Source organism: Paenibacillus sp. FSL P2-0121 (genome assembly GCF_037975345.1).
Lineage (GTDB): Bacteria > Bacillota > Bacilli > Paenibacillales > Paenibacillaceae > Paenibacillus_AQ > Paenibacillus_AQ odorifer.
Genome location: NZ_CP150245.1, coordinates 4,024,869 through 4,041,664, shown reverse-complemented (window position 1 = coordinate 4,041,664; position 16,796 = coordinate 4,024,869). Strand labels below are relative to the sequence as shown.

14 protein-coding genes are annotated in these 16,796 nt (G+C 45.0%); 11 read left to right on the top strand and 3 right to left on the bottom strand.

Translation table 11 applies throughout. The features are described from left to right. Window positions 1-14: 14 nt before the first annotated feature. From rhaB to MKY54_RS17885, 9 genes are all read left to right on the top strand, one after another. Entirely contained in the window at window positions 15-1,481 is a 1,467-nt protein-coding gene (rhaB, locus tag MKY54_RS17925) for a rhamnulokinase (RefSeq protein ID WP_076281685.1), read from the top strand. 39 nt (window positions 1,482-1,520) lie between these two features. Continuing rightward, a complete protein-coding gene (rhaA, locus tag MKY54_RS17920; protein WP_076281686.1) occupies window positions 1,521-2,777 on the top strand; it encodes an L-rhamnose isomerase in 1,257 nt (418 codons plus the stop codon). Window positions 2,778-2,820: 43 nt separating this feature from the next. Next, window positions 2,821-3,666: a rhamnulose-1-phosphate aldolase gene (gene rhaD / locus MKY54_RS17915; RefSeq protein WP_036688060.1), complete on the top strand. Its 846-nt coding sequence runs from the start codon at window positions 2,821-2,823 to the stop codon at window positions 3,664-3,666. 148 nt (window positions 3,667-3,814) lie between these two features. After that, window positions 3,815-4,909, top strand: a complete 1,095-nt coding sequence (locus MKY54_RS17910) for an NADH:flavin oxidoreductase (protein ID WP_339187348.1) — start codon at window positions 3,815-3,817, stop codon at window positions 4,907-4,909. 273 nt (window positions 4,910-5,182) lie between these two features. Further along, a complete protein-coding gene (gene miaB, locus MKY54_RS17905; RefSeq protein WP_076194685.1) occupies window positions 5,183-6,769 on the top strand; it encodes a tRNA (N6-isopentenyl adenosine(37)-C2)-methylthiotransferase MiaB in 1,587 nt (528 codons plus the stop codon). Between the two features lie 25 nt (window positions 6,770-6,794). Next, window positions 6,795-7,244, top strand: coding sequence for a YlbF family regulator (locus tag MKY54_RS17900; protein WP_076128288.1), 450 nt, complete (start codon window positions 6,795-6,797; stop codon window positions 7,242-7,244). 242 nt (window positions 7,245-7,486) lie between these two features. Then, window positions 7,487-8,257, top strand: a complete 771-nt coding sequence (locus MKY54_RS17895) for an NUDIX domain-containing protein (RefSeq protein ID WP_036688055.1) — start codon at window positions 7,487-7,489, stop codon at window positions 8,255-8,257. A gap of 29 nt (window positions 8,258-8,286) precedes the next feature. Next, on the top strand, window positions 8,287-8,826 hold the full coding sequence (locus MKY54_RS17890; protein WP_339187346.1) for an isochorismatase family cysteine hydrolase: 540 nt from the start codon (window positions 8,287-8,289) through the stop codon (window positions 8,824-8,826). A gap of 51 nt (window positions 8,827-8,877) precedes the next feature. Further along, on the top strand, window positions 8,878-10,329 hold the full coding sequence (locus MKY54_RS17885; protein WP_076128292.1) for a nicotinate phosphoribosyltransferase: 1,452 nt from the start codon (window positions 8,878-8,880) through the stop codon (window positions 10,327-10,329). 265 nt (window positions 10,330-10,594) lie between these two features. Here the strand turns inward: MKY54_RS17885 and MKY54_RS17880 are convergent, their stop codons facing one another. Genes MKY54_RS17880 through MKY54_RS17870 form a run of 3 tightly spaced genes read right to left on the bottom strand, consistent with a single transcriptional unit; the run spans window position 10,595 to window position 12,952 of the window. Next, on the bottom strand, window positions 10,595-11,137 hold the full coding sequence (locus MKY54_RS17880) for a hypothetical protein (protein WP_339187344.1): 543 nt from the start codon (window positions 11,135-11,137) through the stop codon (window positions 10,595-10,597). Continuing rightward, window positions 11,088-11,588 carry a hypothetical protein gene (locus MKY54_RS17875; RefSeq protein WP_339187342.1) on the bottom strand — a complete coding sequence of 167 codons (501 nt, stop codon included), beginning with the start codon at window positions 11,586-11,588 and terminating at the stop codon, window positions 11,088-11,090. The genes MKY54_RS17880 and MKY54_RS17875 overlap by 50 nt, the downstream gene beginning before the upstream one ends. 20 nt (window positions 11,589-11,608) lie before the next feature. Further along, a complete protein-coding gene (locus tag MKY54_RS17870) occupies window positions 11,609-12,952 on the bottom strand; it encodes an amino acid permease (RefSeq protein WP_036688050.1) in 1,344 nt (447 codons plus the stop codon). A gap of 322 nt (window positions 12,953-13,274) precedes the next feature. Between MKY54_RS17870 and MKY54_RS17865 the strand changes: the two genes are divergently transcribed. Together MKY54_RS17865 and MKY54_RS17860 are read left to right on the top strand one after the other, a co-directional pair. Then, window positions 13,275-14,285: a 2-oxoacid:acceptor oxidoreductase family protein gene (locus MKY54_RS17865; RefSeq protein ID WP_038571642.1), complete on the top strand. Its 1,011-nt coding sequence runs from the start codon at window positions 13,275-13,277 to the stop codon at window positions 14,283-14,285. A 25-nt stretch (window positions 14,286-14,310) separates the two neighbouring features. Beyond that, window positions 14,311-16,617, top strand: coding sequence for a thiamine pyrophosphate-dependent enzyme (locus MKY54_RS17860; protein WP_076128294.1), 2,307 nt, complete (start codon window positions 14,311-14,313; stop codon window positions 16,615-16,617). The last annotated feature ends 179 nt before the right edge of the window (window positions 16,618-16,796 follow it).

Sequence of the window (16,796 nt, the reverse complement as noted above, 5' to 3'; positions counted from 1 at the left end):
ATAGGAGATTGTTTATGAATAATCACATCGCCGTTGACATCGGTGCCTCAAGTGGGCGGCTGGTGCGCGGAATATTGCAAGAAGGTATTCTTTCCTTAGAAGAGCTTCATCGCTTTAGCAATAGCTTTACGGAACAAGAGGGTTCCTGTTTCTGGGACATTGATTATTTAGTAGAGCAGATTATGATCGGGCTTCGGAAGGCTAAAACCGATGGAATTACTACCTGTACGCTCGGTATTGATACATGGGGTGTAGATTATGTGCTGGTAGATGCGGACGGGAATCGTGTTCATGAAGTATACGCCTACCGGGACCGCAGAACGGATCTGGCTGTGGATCAGGTGGCACAGCAGCTTTCACCACAAACCGTCTATGAAAAGACAGGAATCCAGCAGTTATCCATCAATACCTTGAATCAGTTATATGTTCATAAAGAAGAAGAGCTAGCGCAAGCGGATCAGATTTTACTTGTACCAGATTATCTATATTACCGACTGACTGGCCGTAAAATCAACGAGGTTACGATTGCATCTACAACACAGCTGTTGAATCTGGAAAGCCGGGATTTTGACGATGACCTATTAGAATTTTTGAATATCAGGAAAGATCAATTTGCAAAATTAACTGAGCCTGGTGTAGTGGTTGGTCCTCTTGACGAAGCTTTAATCCAACAATATGACCTGCCTGAATGCCAGCTGATCTGTGTGGCTTCCCATGATACGGCCTCAGCAGTGCTAGGTGCTCCACTTCAAGAAGGCTCAGCTTATATCAGCAGTGGAACTTGGTCTTTACTCGGTGTAGAAAGAACGGAGCCTCTAAATTCTCTAAAAGCCATGCAGGCTAACTACACCAATGAGTGGGGAGCCTACGGAACTTATAGATTCCTCAAAAATGTAATGGGCTTATGGCTTATTCAAGAGGTTCGCAGATTACTGAACAATTGTTATAGTTTTGCGGAGCTTGCAGAGCTTGCACAGGGAGAAGAGGGGTTTCGCAGCCTGATCCCTTGTAATGCACCAAGGTTTCTTAATCCATCGAACATGATAGAAGAAATCCGCAGTGCCTGTATGGAGAGTGGGCAGCCCGTTCCGGAGACACCTGGACAGTTAGCACGTTGTGTTTTTGACAGCTTGGCGTTATCCTATCTAACTTATTTGGAAGAGTTGGAGGAGCTGACAGAACGTCGGATCGAGGGATTGCAAATTGTCGGCGGCGGGGCGAACAATCGGCTTTTATGCCAACTAACCGCTGACGTTATCGGCAGGGAAGTAAAGGCTGGACCAACGGAAGCGACTGCTCTAGGAAATATAGTAGTGCAGATGATTAGCACAGATTCCATTGCAGACATAACTGAGGCAAGAGCTATTATCGAACAATCTTTTGAAATAACATCATACATTCCGCAGCCGATCAAGCATTTTAATAACATTCTAAATCGCTGGAGAAGCCTTCATCTGTCCAAGGTGAATGAGCTTATCTAAGCGAAACAGACGTTGCACTAATTTAGGAGGATAAACAGCATGGATCAGAGCATTATCACTATTTATAACGAAGCCAAAAAACTATACGCAGCCCACGGTATTGATGTGGATAAAGTGCTGGAGCGACTCGCGCAAATTAAAATTTCCATACATTGCTGGCAGGGTGATGATGTAAAAGGTTTTCTTTTTAAGGAAAAAGAACTAAGCGGGGGCATTGCGGTAACGGGAAGTTATCCGGGCCGGGCGGGTACACCAGATGAACTACGTCAAGATTTAGAAAAGGCGTTATCTCTTATTCCTGGTAAACATAAGGTTAACCTGCATGCTATTTACGCAGATACAGATGAACCTGTAGATTTGGATGAACTAGAGCCACGACATTTTCAATCCTGGGTGGATTGGGCGAAGGAGCAGGGCTTAGGACTTGATTTTAACCCTACTTGTTTCTCACATCCGAAAGCAGCCGATGGATTCACTCTCAGTCATTCGGACGCGGAGATTCGGAATTTCTGGATCAGACACTGTAAAGCTTCGCGTACGATCGCTGAGCATTTTGGGCGGGAGCTGGGTCAGCCTTGTGTGACGAACTTTTGGATTCCAGACGGATATAAGGATACGCCAGTAGATCGGCTAGCTCCGAGAGTACGTTTAAAAGAGTCGCTGGATGAGATTTTTAGTCAGGAAATAGATCCGCTTTATAATATGGATGCCTTGGAAAGTAAACTGTTTGGAATTGGTTCTGAAAGTTATGTGGTTGGCTCTCATGAATTCTATATGGGTTATGGTTTAACAAATGGAAAAGCGATCTGTTTGGATGCGGGACATTTTCATCCTACAGAAGTGATTTCGAATAAATTATCTTCGATTCTGATGTTCAGTGAGCAGCTGCTGCTGCATGTCAGCAGACCTGTCCGCTGGGACAGTGACCATGTGGTAACAATGGATGATGAGCTGCTGGAAATCGCCCGTGAATTGGTTCGCGGGGATTTACTTCCTCGTACGAATATTGGATTGGATTTCTTTGATGGCAGTATCAATCATCTCGCGGCATGGGTCATTGGCACCCGCAACACTATTAAGGCGTTGCTGCGTGCGATGCTGGAACCAGTGGAAGAACTTAAGCAAATCGAGCGGTCCGGGGATTATACTTCACGTCTTGCTCTGGTAGAAGAGTTCAAATCGTATCCGTTTGGAGCGGTCTGGGATTACTACTGTGCATCACAAGGTACACCGGTGCGTGAGCAATGGCTTACTGAAGTGAAAAATTATGAACAAGACGTTTTGTCTTTAAGATAGAAGTGGATACGGAGAGCAGCAAATACAAAGGAGAGAATAGACTATGAGTACATCCTTGTTAGAATCAAAAGGTTATATTGCCAGCAGTGAAGCTCCATTTATTCAGGAAATGTCAGAGATCACCCGTCATATGTGGGAGCTTGGCTGGGATGAACTGAATGGTGGGAATGTCAGCTATTTACTGGATGAGAATGAGGTGGCTAAGTATATTAATGTACTGGAGCCGTTGCGCACGATCAAACTCACCTTTCCCGTAAAAGAATTAGCAGGCAAGTATTTTATCGTAACAGGTTCGGGCAAATATTTCAGAAATGTGATTAAAGACCCTGAAGCGAATCTGGGTGTGTTAAGGGTTAGCGGCAATGGCGAAAGTGTGGAAGTATTGTGGGGATTGCGGAATGGTGCAGTTCCTACGAGTGAGCTCGCTTCGCATTTTATGAGTCATATTGAACGTCTGAAAGTAGATCCCACACACCGTATCGTGCTGCATACACATGCTACAAATGTTATCGCGATGACCTTCACGCATGATCTGGACGAACTGAAGTTTACCAAAACGTTATGGGAAATGTGCACAGAGTGCCTTGTTGTTTTCCCTGATGGCGTCAGTGTTATTCCGTGGATTGTTCCGGGCAGCAGTGAAATCGGCCGTGAGACTGCCAAAAAAATGAAGGATCACCGTTTAGTCATCTGGCCGCAGCATGGGATTTTTGGCACTGGCTCCACCATGGATGCTACCTTTGGTCTAGTAGAAACGGTTGAAAAGGCTGCGACGATCTACAACTTGATTGGCGGTAGAGAAATCAAACAAAAGATCACAGACCAACAGCTATGGGATTTAGCTAAAGCATTTGGAGTTACACCTAAAGCGGGGATTCTTGAAGTCTAGAGAGTCATTATAATTTGGTGAAACCGGGCAATCGTAGATTCTGCGAGGTCCGGTTTTTGTTGTCTTTTTCTTAAAATTTGCATTTCCCATCTTTTGGGTAGATAATAAGCTTACTTAAAGTAATCAATTAATAAATTGGAGGTAACATATGAATACAGAGCAACTATTTTTACCTTTTCAAGTGGGGAATCTTTCGCTGTCGAACCGATTTGTAATGGCGCCGATGACACGCGCGCAGTCTCCGAAGGGTGTGCCGGGAAGCAATGTTGCCGCTTATTATCGTAGACGTGCAGAGGGTGGAGTGGGATTAATTGTTACTGAGGGTACTGCGATAAATCATCCAGCGGCTGTCAGTCACCAAGATATTCCTAATATACATGAAGAAGCATCTTTAGAAGGCTGGAAGAAGGTTGTGGAAGAGGTTCACGCAGCTGGCGGCAAGATCATCCCGCAGCTTTGGCATGTGGCGATGGCGCGTACAATCGGCGAGTATCCTAACGTTGAAGCCCTTCCTGTAGGCCCTTCGGGTCTGAATTTAGCAGGTGAGCCGGTGACAGAGCCGCTGACCACAGAAGAGGTTGAAAGCTTAGTAACAGCCTTCGCTCAAGCGGCGGCAAATGCCAAAAGCGTTGGCTTTGATGGCATTGAGCTGCATGGCGCACATGGGTATCTGATAGACCAGTTCTTCTGGGATAGAACGAATAAACGTACCGATCGTTACGGTGGCGATTTGGTAGGAAGAACAACATTCGCTGTCGAGATCATTAAAGCATGCCGTCAAGCGGTTGGACCAGACTTCCCAATCGTGCTGCGCTTTTCCCAGTGGAAGCTGGGGGCGTATGATGAGAAGCTGGCGAAGACTCCAGAAGAACTTGCAAGTTTCCTGGCACCGCTTAGCGAAGCGGGTGTAGATATCTTTCATTGCTCGACCCGACGCTTCAGTCAAGCTGAATTTGCTGGCTCTGATCTTAATTTAGCTGGGTGGACTAAGAAGCTTACCGGGAAGCCGTGTATTACAGTAGGCTCTATTGGCCTGCAAAGCGATTTCTTCGAGGAAGATAAAGCTCAGAAGCCTGAGGATAATATTGACGAGTTAACTGAAAGGTTCGATCGGGAGGAGTTTGATTTGGTTGCAGTGGGCAGAGCGCTTATTAGCGATCCTGCTTGGCCTGCCAAAGTACAAAGTGGAGCGATAGACGAAATCATCCCATTTACTCCTGAAGCGACGAATACGCTTTACTAAAACTAGCAGAATATACAATGACTATTTTTTTAGGTAAGAGGTTGTGTAACTGTTTCAAGAGTAGTGTATCTGCTTATAATAGTAGCATACCCCCCTTAATATGATAGAACTTGACCCTGCCAAACGTTGGCGGGGTATTTTTTTGTCGATATGCAACGCTTCATTACATCATTAATAGACCGGGCACTTCTATGTTAGGCCAGCATTATGTTATAATTTTAAATTAGCAAAGTATAAAAATAATTGTTGAACAATAGAGGACGTGAAAACAGCATGACAAAGGGGAACCATAACTCACCGGACTTAAAATCCGGCAAGGGTTCTAAGGATTATTCGAAATATTTTGATTTTAGTGATGCAAAGGTAATTAGTGAAGAGGAAGGTAAGGTTACTTACCGGATTAAAGGAAGAAATGTGCAAATTAATAGCCAGCCTGACTATAAAGAAGGAAAACGGCGCGGCAAGGAAGAAATAGAAGTGCATTATGATTTCGAGATTCCTGAAGAGATGCAGAATTTCGGAGTGGGCAAATATTATCATATAACGACTTATGGCTGCCAAATGAATGAGCATGACACGGAAACGATGAAGGGCCTATTGGAACAGATGGGCTACCGCAGTGTCGCTGACCGGAATGACGCGGATCTCATTTTGCTGAATACTTGTGCGATTCGGGAGAACGCCGAGGATAAGGTATTTGGAGAGCTAGGACATCTTAAGAACCTGAAGATCGAGAAGCCGGGTCTGTTGTTAGGGGTATGCGGTTGCATGTCGCAAGAGGAAGGCGTAGTCAACCGGATTATGTCAAAGCATGGCTTCGTGGATATGATCTTCGGTACGCATAATATTCACAGGTTGCCACACCTCATTAAAGAAGCGGTATTTAGTAAGGAGCTTGTGGTTGAGGTATGGTCCAAAGAAGGCGACATTATTGAGAACTTGCCGAAGAAGCGGGAAGGCATGCGCGCTTGGGTGAACATTATGTATGGTTGTGATAAGTTCTGCACGTATTGCATCGTACCGTTTACACGCGGTAAAGAACGCAGTCGTCGTCCAGAGGACGTTATCGCTGAGGTGAGAGAGCTTGCGCGCCAAGGCTTCAAGGAAGTAACGCTATTGGGGCAGAACGTAAATGCTTACGGTAAAGACTTTACGGATATTGATTACACCTTCGGGAACCTGATGGATGATATGCGTCTGATTGATATTCCGCGCATTCGTTTTATGACATCGCATCCACGAGATTTTGACGATAAATTGATTGAGGTTTTGGGCAAAGGCGGCAACTTGGTGGAGCATATCCATCTGCCGGTTCAATCGGGAAGTACTGCCGTTCTTAAGAAAATGAGCCGTAAATATACCCGGGAAGCTTATCTGGAATTAGTACGCAAGATTAAGATAAGTGTGCCGAATGCTGTATTAAGTACCGATATTATCGTTGGTTTCCCTGGGGAGACTGATGAGCAATTTGAAGATACCCTATCGCTTGTGCGTGAGGTTGGGTATGATATGGCATATACGTTCATTTATTCTCCACGTGAGGGCACACCAGCAGCGGCGATGGAAGATAATGTACCGATGTCGGTGAAGAGTGAACGTCTGCAAAGATTAAATGATCTCATCAAAGAGAACAGCCGGATTATTAATGACCGAATGCTGGATGAAGTTGTAGAGGTGCTGGTTGAAGGGGAGAGTAAGAATAACTCCGAAGTCCTTTCCGGCCGTTCCCGCGCTAACAAGCTGGTTCATTTTGAAGGTCCTAAGGAGCTTATCGGCACATTTGTGAACGTGAGAATTACAGATACCAAAACATGGTACATTAAAGGGGATATTGTGGTTGAGGCCGCAGCTGTTCATTAATCACATACGAATGGGGAGATGACTAATGAGTACAGAAGAACAACAGTTGAATAAATATGGAATGAAAACTTATAATACCCGTGATCTGATCGTTCGCGAGGATATTATGGGCAAAGCTAAAGAACTAGCATCATTAATCTCAACCAGTGAAGAGGTACGCCATTTTCAGCAGGCTGAGCAAAAAATTCTTAATCACGAGCGTGTGCAAGGACTGATTGCGACCATTAAGAAAAAACAAAAAGAAATCGTGGCCTTCGAAAGCTTCAATAATAAAGATATGGTCGCCAAAATTGAACGTGAAATTGAAGTGCTGCAAGATGAGATCGACGGTATTCCAGTCGTGAACGAATTTCAGCAAAGCCAGAGCGACATTAATTATTTGCTTCAGCTGGTAATTTCCGTGATTAGAGATACCGTTTCGGAAAAAATAAATGTGGAAGCCGGCACTGAAGCGCCTCCGACCACATGCGGATAACCCACACTCAGTTCAGGGGGCGGATGCAGATCCGTCCCTTTATTTCAATATAAGAGGTAGAAGTAAAGTACATGAAAATACATAATCCTTATAATTCAACGACAACGTCGTTTCTCATATAGTCTTTTTTGTAGGATAATGTAAAATAATGGAATTCATCTGTTGATTTATGAAGAACATGTTTGGTACATTTAAAGATACGAATAAGTAAAACTACAGCTTCGGAAAAGGATGGGGCAATTATGAGCGACAATGGGGAATTAACCTATAACGCCAAAAAATATCGTACACCGGATGGTGTTCCGGCCGACATTGTAATGTTTACACTTACCAAACGCGAGCGGAAGACGGTCACCAAGACGCTGCCTTTACGTGAGTTGAAGGTAATGTTAATTAGACGGAAAAAATGGCCATGTGCAGGCATGTGGGCTCTACCAGGCGGATTCTGTCAGGAAGATGAGTCTATATATGATGCTGCAACTCGTGAGCTGAAAGAAGAGACCGGTGTTGATGGAGGTCACTTAGAATATCTTGGGGTTTATAGTACACCTGGCCGCGACCCTCGGGGATGGATTATCAGTCATGCCTTTTTCGCTTTAGTAGAAGAGTGGATGCTGGAGCAAAGACAAGCTTCCGACGATGCGGGTGAAGTGGGTTTATTTACGTTGCAGGAAGCGTTAGAAGAACTGGAGCTCGCTTTTGACCACCATGAAATCATCAAGGATGCATACGTACGTATCCAACAGCAAATGCTGCAGACAACGATAGCAAGACAGTTTTTGCCTAGGCATTTTACGCTAAGTGAGCTTTATCAGGTAATTCAGACAGTAGTGCCAGAATTTAAAGAACCAAATTTTATTCGTAAAATCACGTCAACACGCAGCCGTCAGGGTATATTAAAAGAAGTGAGAGATGAAGAGGGCAATGCACTCAGCTCCAATCAATACTCACAACGCCCGGCTCAGTTGTATATGTTTACAGATCACGAGCCATTGTTGTCCATTTATACGTAGTGTCTTAAATCAGGGGAGGGACGATTCTCATGAGAGCACTAATAGTAATTGACTTTACCAATGATTTTGTCGATGGGAATTTACCGGTTGGGCAGCCTGCAATCGATATCGAGCCAAGAATCAGCCAATTAACGTCTGAGTTTGTCCAAAATGGCGATTATGTTGTAATGGCTGTGGATTTACATGAAGACAATGATCCTTATCATCCCGAGAGTAAACTGTTTCCACCTCACAATGTACGAGGGACTAGAGAGCGGGAGCTTTATGGAAGTTTGAAAACTGTTTATGAAGCTGACCAGGATTCCATCTATTGGATGGACAAAACTCGATATAGCGCTTTTAGTGGAACTGATCTGGAGATTAAGCTGCGGGAACGTGGCATTACTGACCTTCATTTGATTGGCGTATGTACAGATATATGTGTTTTGCACACTGCGGTGGATGCATATAACAAAGGTTTTACTATTACTGTGCACGAAGATGCGGTCGCCAGCTTCAACGCGGATGGACATAAATGGGCACTAAATCATTTCCGGGGAAGTTTAGGAGCAGACGTTGTTAAGGCATAATACTATAAAAAACATACACATACAGCAACGTGGATATTAGGAGATGAGGACTTGAAGAGAGAACTTGCGCTACATACAGATAAATATCAGATCAATATGATGTATGCTCACTGGGTGAATGGAAGCCATAAGCGAAAAGCTGTATTTGAAGCTTATTTCCGCAAATTGCCTTTCGGAAACGGCTATGCCGTGTTCGCAGGACTAGAGCGTATCGTTGGGTACATCGGCGGCTTGCGTTTTACCGAAGATGATATCCGTTACTTGTCGGAGCAAGAAGAAAATTACGCTCCTGCCTTTTTGGAAGAATTGCTGCAATTTCATTTTCAGGGCAACGTTTATTCGATGAAAGAAGGGGCGTTGATTTTCCCGGATGAACCGCTAATCCGTGTGGAAGGGACGATCATGGAAGCGCAGCTGGTGGAGACCGCTATTCTGAACTTCATGAACTACCAGACGCTGATCGCTACGAAGGCTTCCCGAATCAAGCAGGTAGCTCCGAATGATATACTCCTGGAGTTTGGTACCCGTCGGGCACAAGAAGCGGATGCGGCGGTCTGGGGCGCTAGAGCGGCCTATATCGGCGGCTTTGATGCAACCTCCAACATGCTGGCAGGTAAAATGTTTGGCATCCCTACCAAAGGTACACATGCTCATTCTTGGGTTCAGAGCTTCAGCAGCGAGCAGGAAGCTTTTGATGCTTATGCTAAGGTGATGCCGGATGAAGTTACACTATTAGTTGATACCTTCGATACGTTGCGCAGTGGTGTGCCGAATGCGATTAGAACCGCCAAAAAGCTTGAAGCTCAAGGTAAAAAGATGATCGGTATCCGTTTAGACAGCGGTGACTTGGCCTATCTATCCCGGCAGGCACGGAATATGCTGGATGAAGCGGGGCTAGATTATGTGAAGATTGTGGCGTCCAACGATCTGGATGAGAATACAATCATGGATCTGAAGCTGCAAGGTGCAGCCATCGACACATGGGGTGTAGGCACACAATTGATTACGGCTTCGGATCAACCCTCTTTGGGTGGAGTTTATAAGCTGGTAGAAATTGAGTCCGCAACTGGAGAAATGGTACCGACAATCAAGATTTCTTCTAACCCTGAAAAAGTATCCACACCAGGCAGCAAGGACGTATTCCGGATTATCGGGAAAAATGGTAAAGCGCTAGCAGATTATATCTGCTTCCCGGAAGAGGAAGCTCCACGAAACGGCGGTCGGGTGAAGCTGTTTAATCCGCTGCATCCATACATGCACAAGTATGTGGAGCGTTATGAAGCGCTGCCTATGCTTGAGCCGATTTACGTGAACGGCTTCCAGGTCTATACTTTGCCGGATCTGAATGAAGTTCGCCGTTACCATCGGGAGCAGAAGGATCTGTTCTGGCCGGAATATCTGCGTAAGCTCAATCCAGAGGTGTACCGGGTGAATCTGAGTGAGAAGGTCTGGACCAGCAAGCAACAATTGATCGCGGAGCATATTCAGCCGGAGATCGAGTAGATTTTGTAGTTTCGATGGAAAGAAGCACGGGAAGATTAGATTCCTGTGCTTTTTTGCGTTTGGGTGAAGCCGACGTTTGGGGGAAGCTGACGTTGGGTGAAGCTTGCGTTTGTTAACTTCGAACGCCGTAAGTTTATTTTCTGAAAGTATATTTAGCTAGTTTGTCCGCGTATATCTGATTTGGATTTCGTTGCATTTTGTGCAACAGAACACTACTTAAAGTACATCGAGAAATTACCATACCCCAAAAGAATAAGTAAATCCCCTAGAATGAGACGAATCCAGTACGAGTGGGTAAATCAACGGTATAAATCCCGCAGAATGAGGCGTATCCGGTGTGAGTAGGTAAATCAACGGTATATATACCGCAGAATGAGGCGAATCCGGTGAGAGTAGGCAAATCAACGGTATAAATCCCGTAGAATGAGGCGAATCCGGTGAGAGTAGGCAAATCAACGGTATATATACCGCAGAATGAGGCGCATCCGGTGTGAGTAGGTAAATCAACGGTATATATACCGCAGAATGAGGCATATCCGGTGCGAGTGGGCGAATCAACGGTATAAATCCCGCAGAATGAGGCGAATCCGATGCGAGTAGGCAAATCAACGGTATAAATCCCGTAGAATAGGGCGAATCCGGTGTGAGTGAGCAAATCAACGGTATAAATCCCGCAGAATGAGGCGAATCCAGTGCGATTAGGCAAATCAACGGTATAAATCCCGTAGAATGAGGCGAATCCGGTGCGAGTGAGCAAATCAACGGTATAAATCCCGCAGAATGAGGCGAATCCAGTACGAGGAGGCAAATCCAGTACGAGGAGGCAAATCAACGGTATAAATCCCGCAGAATGAGGCGCATCCGGTGCGAGTAGGCAAATCAACGGTATAAATCCCGTAGAATGAGGCGCATCCGGTGTGAGTAGGTAAATCAACGGTATATATACCGCAGAATGAGGCATATCCGGTGCGAGTAGGCAAATTAACGGTATAAATCCCGTAGAATGAGGCGCATCCGGTGTGAGTAGGTAAATCAACGGTATAAATCCCGCAGAATGAGGCGCATCCGGTGCGAGGAGGCAAATCAACGGTATAAATCCCGTAGAATGAGGCGCATCCGGTGTGAGTGAGCAAATCAACGGTATAAATCCCGCAGAATGAGGTGCATCCGGTGTGAGTGAGCAAATCAACGGTCCCATAAGAAAAGGTGTATCCCCGTTCTACGCAATCGCCAAGAACAATGGATACACCTTTTTTCATGTAAGTGCGAGATATATATTTTAGTTCTTCTTCCGGAATTTAGCGAATGACCAGATGGTAAGCATCAGCAGGAAGCCCAGACATGTGCCTATGCTGATCCGGTTCTGAGTGTCGAAAAGGAAGGAAATCGTGATAACCGACAAACAGATAAGCGTCAAAATCGTAATATAAGGGAACCCCCACACTTTAAAGCTTGGCTCTTTAGGATAGGTTTTCCGCAGCTTCAGCTGTGATAGACAGATGCTGATCCATACCAAGCTTACTACGAAGCCGGGAACAGCCATCAGCAGCCGGAAAAGTCCATCCTGTGCGAAGTACGCTAACATAGAACCAACAAAAAGAACTATAGCGCAAAGTTTAAGACTGTTGATCGGCACACCTTTTGCTGAGGTCTTTGCTAAGCTACGTGGAGCTTCACCCTGTGAAGCCAAAGAGTGCAACATCCGTGTGGCGCCGTAGATACCAGAGTTAGCAGCAGAGAGCACAGCCGTAATCAGTATGAAGTTCATAACATGGTCAGCACCCTTAAGTCCTGTAGCTGCTAATACCTGCACAAAGGGGCTGGTATGCTCGTTAAGCTGATTCCAAGGAATTAACCCACAGATGATCAGAATTGGAATGGTGTAGAACAAAATAACACGTAAAATGAAGCTTTTGACAACTCTAGGCAACACTTTTTCTGCATCTTGAGTTTCTGTTAAAGTCAGTCCAATCAGCTCAGATCCGCCGTAGGAGAACATGACGACCAGAAGGGCAGAGAAGATAGGTGTCCAGCCTTGTGGGAATAATCCGCCATAATCCGTAAAATTACTTAAATAGGGAGTCCCTTCAGACATAGGCAATAGCCCAAACAATAATGCAGCTCCCAGAATAATAAAGATGATAATCATAGCTATTTTGATTCCTGCTAACCAAAACTCCGTCTCTCCATAACCGCTTACACTCATCATATTGATGCCAATAATTAAAGCACCACTTGCTAGACTCAGTAGCCATAATGGAACATCCGGTAACCAGTACTGCAAGAAGCTTCCTGCCGCCAGCACTTCGATTACGCAGACAGTCAACCACATGAAGCAATATAGCCAACCCACGATAAAGGAGAGCCGTTCTCCAAAAGCCTCGCGGATGAATTCCTTCATATTTTTGTTCGGGTATACCGTGGCCATTTCGGCAATTGCACCCATAACGACTAGTAGCAGCAAGCCTGCCAATACATAGGAGAGAACAACCCCTGGTCCAGCAATGCTTATCGTCTCAGAGCTTCCTTTAAAAATCCCCGTACCGATTACGCCGCCCATCGCCATAAAGCTGATATGCCGTGGAAGCAATTTTTTCTGTAATGATGCTTCGTTTGACTTCACATTTAATGCCTCCTAAGTAGGTTCAAAAAATTACACCAAGAATCAGTTTATCCTGAAATGGACTAGTTGAAAAGTATAAATGATACACATTTGTAGAAATAGAGGTGATTTTTCATCGGTGTGTGATATTTATCATGAAGAATGTGATGAATTTAACATCTTAATTTTTAATTTTATTGCTAAATGAAAGTAGATAAATAAGCTTAGGCAACACTTGGAAAATGCAAGATTTGTCACTTCGCGTCTTGCAAAATCAAGTTACAATCGTTGAAAAAGTCAAAAGGATATTATACTAGATGACATTCTGAAAGGGGCTATGTCGGTGGTACAGTTACCAAAAGTGAACGAGCTCGGATTTTTTGAGATTCGTCTGGAGTCAATTGGAGGGTTGGGTGCGAACCTGGCTGGTAAAATGCTTGCAGAAGCAGGTGTTGTCGGTGCTGGAATGAATGGGGTCAGCTTTTCGTCATATGGTTCGGAGAAGAAGGGATCAGCGGTAAAAGCGCATATCCGGTTTTGTGATTTGAATACGCCTATTCGTGACACGTCTCCGGTTGAGCGTCCGCATGTTGTTGGGGTATTTCACGAAGCATTAGCAAAGACAGTTAACGTAATTAGCGGAATTTATGAACATAGCACAGTATTGGTGAACTCAGCAAAATCGCCGGAGGAATTGAAATCCTCCCTGAATATGATGGCAGGAACTATTGCAGTCGTTGATGCTACAACGATCGCCTTAGATGAGAAAAACCGCGTTAATATGGCGATGCTAGGCGCGTTGTTCCGGATGTGTGATTTCTTAGACCCTGAAATTATGAAAGGCGTTATAGAGAAATCACTAGGCAAAAAATATCCACAGGCAGTACAGTCAGCACTGACTACTTTCGACCGTGGATTTAATGAAGTTAAGTTTATGCATTTTCCACTGCCTGCGGGCGTGACAATGCCTGAGTTCGTGCGGTCTGATATTTCCGCATTGGGTTATGAAACACAGCCAATCGGCGGTACCATTACGAATCCTGGCAGCAGCTTTTTAAAGAACTTGAGCATTTCACGCTCCGGTTTGCTGCCTCATTTTAAGCAGGAGGATTGTATTCATTGTGCGCAGTGCGATACGGTGTGTCCTGATCTGTGTTTTGTTTGGGATGAGCAGCCTGATAAGAAGGGACGTCCACAAATGTTCCTGCAAGGTATTGATTATCAATACTGCAAAGGCTGTTTAAAATGTGTAGAAGCTTGTCCTACAACTGCCTTGTCTGGCGAACGTGAGGAAGAGGGCTACGCAGAGAGTCATACGGTCCGGCATATTTTTGATCTCGTTACTGAGGCCTAATTAACGGAGGAAAGGTGGAATACACGTGGCTATAGATTATGAAAAAGAAGTAGGCTCTGCTAAAGTAGAGCAGAAATTCCTATATGAATCCGGCAATGAAATGGCGGCTTATGCTGCTCATCAGATAAATTATCATGTAATGGGGTATTTTCCGATTTCTCCATCGACAGAAGTAGCGCAATTTCTTGATACGATGAAAGCGAATGGCCAGCATGATATTATGCTGATTCCGTCAGATGGCGAGCATAGCTCTGCTGGAATCTGTTATGGCGCTTCAACGGCTGGCGGACGTGTATTTAATGCTACCAGTGCCCAAGGTTATATGTTCATGCTTGAGCAATTGCCTGTACAAGCTGGTACGCGTATGCCTATGGTTATGAATCTAATCTGCCGTTCGATCTCTGGACCGCTGAATATTCACGGGGACCATTCAGATTTGTATTTTGCTTTGAATACAGGTTGGCCTATTTTAATGTGCCGGGATCCACAATCTGTTTATGATATGAACCTAATGGCATTGAAGCTTGCGGAACATGCTAAAGTTCGTCTTCCGGTAATGGTGGCTTCAGATGGATATTTCACCTCCCACCAGAAACGCCGCGTTCAAGCTTTTACTCATCGGGAGGATGTTCATAAATTTGTTGGACCGCAGCCTCCAACAGGCTTTACCGATACTTTAGACCGCAATAATCCGGTAACGGTTGGTCCTTATATGAACGAACCTGACTATATTAACAACCGCTATCAGCAGTCCGTAGCTATGTACAATGCGGGTGAAGTTTTTGAAGAAATTGCGAAGGAATTTGCTGAGTTAACCGGACGTCATTATCCAATGATCGAGGAATATCGGATGGAAGATGCTGAAGTAGCCGTATTCTTGATGAATTCTGCCTCTGAGATTATTAAGGATGTTGTGGATCAGCTTCGGTTGCAAGGGATCAAAGCCGGTGCAATCTCGCCGAATATGATCCGTCCTTTCCCGCAGAAGCAAATTGCTGAAGCGCTGAAAAATGTTAAAGCAATCACCGTTGGTGACCGTGCAGATTCTGTTGGCGGACATGGTGGTAACATGGTCAATGAAATCAAGGCAGCCCTGTTCACATATGGCAACACTACGACTAAAGTAATTAGCCGTATCTACGGTTTGGGTGGTAAGGACTTCTACGCAGAAGACGGTCATGCCTTTTTCCAATTAGCAATAGATGCTGTTGCTGCAGATCGAGTAGACATACCATTTGATTATTATGGCCACAATCCGGGTACACCAGATAAAGCTCCGCAACGTCTTCTGAAGCCAATGGACTTTGACTCACTGAAGACAGGCTTAATCACTGTGAAACAGGATGAAGCAACAGGCAAATTAAGCGTACGGATTCCGCCGCTGCGCAGCTTGACGAAGAAACCTAAACGGCTCTCCCCAGGGCATGGTGCGTGTCCAGGTTGTGGAATTTTCTCAGGACTGGAGACTTTCTTCAAAGGAATTGAAGGGGATATCGTCGCACTTTATCATACAGGCTGTGCCATGGTAACGACTACGGGGTATCCGTATTCCTCCCATAAATCAACGTTTATCCATAATCTTTTCCAAAATGGAGCAGCTACCTTGTCCGGTGTCGTAGAGATGTTCTGGGAACGCAAACGTCGCGGTGAGCTGGATGGACTAGGGCTTAAAGAGGACTTTACATTTGTTATGGTAACCGGAGATGGCGGTATGGACATCGGGATGGGACCGGCAATTGGAGCTGCACTGCGTGGTCACAAAATGATTATTGTAGAGTACGATAACGAGGGTTACATGAATACTGGAGCACAGCAGTCCTATTCGACACCACTGGGTCACCGTACTTCAACCTCCAGTATCGGCAAGCAGCAGCAAGGTAAAGTTACTCAGCATAAAGATACAGCACAAATTATGGCGGCTACTAACATTCCTTATGTCTTCACGGGTTCGGAGGCTTATCCGCAGGATCTGGTGAAAAAAGCGGCAAAAGCACAGTGGTACGCACAAAACGAAGGTTTGGTGTATGGTAAAATCCTGATCGCATGTCCGCTAAACTGGATGTCTGATGATAAGGAAGGCACGAACATCGTATCATTAGCTGTTGAGTCTTGCTTCTTCCCGTTATATGAAGTAGAGCATGGTTCTACGAATATCACATATAATCCTGAAGATAAGGGCAAACGTGTTGAGCTCTCAGCATGGCTGAAGACAATGGGTAAAACTCGTCATTTGTTGAAACCTGAGAATGAGCCAGCTTTACACAGCTTCGAAGAAGAAGTTGAGCGCCGTTGGAATCGTCTCAAGGCAAAACACGAACATCCTGACTTATAAGCTGTGTCTATCTCCAGTATATAAAATATGAAATAACCCGGCAGATTTGTCTGCCGGGTTATTGTGTGGTTAGGGAGCATTTGCGCGTAAGAAGCAGTTTTCGGACCCCACTGACCTTAAACAAAGCTTTCTCTCCCGTTTGAAATTCTAACGGACTCCAAAGCAGTTATCGGCCCTAA